Origin of the sequence: Methylophaga sp. UBA1464 (assembly GCF_002325665.1) — a bacterium.
GTDB lineage: Bacteria > Pseudomonadota > Gammaproteobacteria > Nitrosococcales > Methylophagaceae > Methylophaga.
Map to the genome: position 1 here is coordinate 7,224 of NZ_DCSO01000019.1, position 2,582 is coordinate 9,805.

Annotated in this window: 3 protein-coding genes and 1 pseudogene; all 4 read left to right on the top strand. The window is 48.8% G+C overall.

Annotation, left to right across the window (positions count from 1 at the left end):
* A pseudogene (locus B3O33_RS02090) lies at nucleotides 1–338 on the top strand (cobyric acid synthase CobQ); the annotation flags it as partial.
* Nucleotides 331–849, top strand: a complete 519-nt coding sequence (cobU, locus tag B3O33_RS02095; protein ID WP_292361395.1) for a bifunctional adenosylcobinamide kinase/adenosylcobinamide-phosphate guanylyltransferase — start codon at nucleotides 331–333, stop codon at nucleotides 847–849. The pseudogene B3O33_RS02090 and the gene cobU, both read left to right, overlap by 8 nt.
* Entirely contained in the window at nucleotides 850–1,908 is a 1,059-nt protein-coding gene (gene cobT, locus B3O33_RS02100; protein ID WP_292361396.1) for a nicotinate-nucleotide--dimethylbenzimidazole phosphoribosyltransferase, read from the top strand.
* Nucleotides 1,908–2,582, top strand: a 675-nt coding sequence (locus B3O33_RS02105; RefSeq protein ID WP_292362834.1) for an adenosylcobinamide-GDP ribazoletransferase, incomplete at its 3' end; no start/stop codon positions are given. The genes cobT and B3O33_RS02105, both read left to right, overlap by 1 nt.

Here is a 2,582-nt window from a genome sequence, read left to right on the forward strand (position 1 = left end):
AGGGGCAGTTACTGTTAAATGCTGTTCCCATCACTGGCTATGAAATCCATGCTGGTATCAGTGAAGGCAAAGCTTTGATGCGTCCCCTGTTACAGCTATCAAACGGCCCTGATGGGGCAATCAGCGAAGATCAACAGATTATCGGCACCTATCTGCACGGCTTGTTTGAACAGCCAAAAAGCTGCGATGCCTTGCTGCAATGGGCCGGACTGAATAATGTCAGCAGCCCTGATTATCATACTTTGCGTGAAACAGATATTGAACGACTGGCCGAGATGATAGAACAGCATATGGATACCACAGAACTACTGACGATTTTAAAGGCAGAAAATGGCTAAAACCCTGATCCTAGGCGGTGTAAAATCCGGTAAAAGCCGACTGGCCGAACAACGCGCTACCAACAGCGAATTGCCCGTTTTATATGTTGCCACGGCTCGTGCTGATGACAATGAAATGCAGCAACGTATCGTATTGCATCAACAGCAGCGTCCTGCTCACTGGACCACGATTGAAGTACCTTTGCATCTGGCCGCTGCTTTGCAACAACAGGACGCTGCCAATATATGCATTTTGGTGGATTGCCTGACGTTATGGCTGACTAATCTGTTATTGGCTGATGACGAAAAATTCATTCGCGATGAAATCCAGCAATTACTGGATACCTTGCCAACATTACAAGCTGAAATCATTCTGGTCAGCAATGAAACCAGTATGGGCATCGTGCCAATGGGCGAGCTGACCCGGCGTTTCTGTGATGAAGCCGGCCGGTTACATCAGCAGCTTGCTGTAATGGTGGATAATGTCATCCTGACTGTGGCGGGACTGCCGCATGCATTAAAAGGAAACTGAATGATCGATTTCAACCACTGGTTAACGTTGCCAGTCAAAGCCCTTGATACTGACTCTGCTGATCAAGCGCTGGTTCGACAAAGCCAGCTGACTAAACCTGCAGGATCATTAGGCCAGCTTGAACGGCTGGCTGTACAACTTGCTGCAATGCAAGGTGGTTCGCCGCAAGCGGAGCATGTGCACATCACCGTCTATGCTGCCGATCACGGTGTCATGGCAGAGAATATTTCAGCCTACCCGCAATCAGTTACCGCTTCGATGATACGTAATTTCGCTTCAGGTGGCGCCGCTATCAGCGTCCTTGCGAAACACCTGCACGCCTCGCTGGATGTGATCAATGTTGGCACTGTCACAGAATTGGAAGAAATCAAAGGCGTACAGGATCAACGCATCGCCAATGGCACGGCCAATTTTCATCAGCAAGCTGCCATGACTGAAGCCGAATGCCAACAAGCCATGTTGATTGGTCAGCATAACGTGGAATGTTGTCAGCAAAACGGTACCCGGATTTATATTGCCGGCGATATGGGCATTGGCAACACGACAGCAGCCAGTGCCATGGCCTGTGCCTTACTGAATCTTCCCGCAAGCCAACTGGCAGGGCCAGGCACGGGGCTCAACGCAGAAGGCATCTCACATAAAGCCACTATCATTGAAGAATCCCTGGTTTTGCATAAAAACCATCTGGATTCGCCGCTCGCTGTATTGCGCTATTTAGGCGGCTTTGAAATTGCCGCGATGGTAGGAAGTTATCTGCAATGTGCAAAATCCGGTCTTCCTGTAATCATCGATGGTTTTATCAGCAGTGTTGCCGCTTTATGTGCAGAACAGATATGTCCGGAGAGTCGTCACTGGTTTCTGTTCAGTCACCATAGCGCCGAACCAGGGCATGGTGCCATCTTACAGGCGATAGATGCTCAGCCTTTAGTCAACTTTAATATGCGTCTGGGGGAAGCCAGCGGCGCAGCTGTAGCCATTCCTTTATTAAGAATGGCCTGTGCCCTCCACAATCAAATGGCGACTTTTGAAGAGGCGGCGATTGCCGGGGCCATTAGCTGATGCGATCTTTTCTGATAGCGCTGCAGTTTTTAACGATCCTGCCCATCAAATTGCAGGGTGAATTTGCTGAACAGGATATTGGCCGCTCCTTATTGTTTTATCCATTGGTTGGCTTGCTAATCGGTATTGTTTTAAGCCTTTTAGGCTGGAGTCTGGCCTCTCAAATACCAATGGTCTCTGCTATTTTGGTGTTAGCTGTCTGGGTAACTTTTACTGGTGCATTACATCTGGATGGATTAGCTGACAGTGCTGATGCCTGGTTGGGTGGTATTGGCGATAAGGCCAGAACCCTCAGCATTATGAAAGACCCTGCAGCCGGTCCTGTTGCGGTGGTGACAATCGTATTAGTGCTGTTGATTAAATTTGTCATGCTGACTGTTTTACTCGCCGAACAGAACTGGTGGGCATTAATCTGGTCTGTGATACTGGCCCGCACCGCTTTACCGTTATTGTTTTTAACCACGGACTATGTGCGTCCTCACGGTTTGGGCAGTATTCTCAAACAACAGCAATCAGCACTGCACACACGCCGATTAATACTTGCCGTGGCTGTAGTAGCTTTGTTCAGTATCGGCCTGTTTGCCCTGTTGTTTGGCTTAATCGTTTTTTTATTGCTGCGCTATTTGATGGAACGGCGATTAAATGGCTTCACTGGTGATACGGCGGGTGCCATT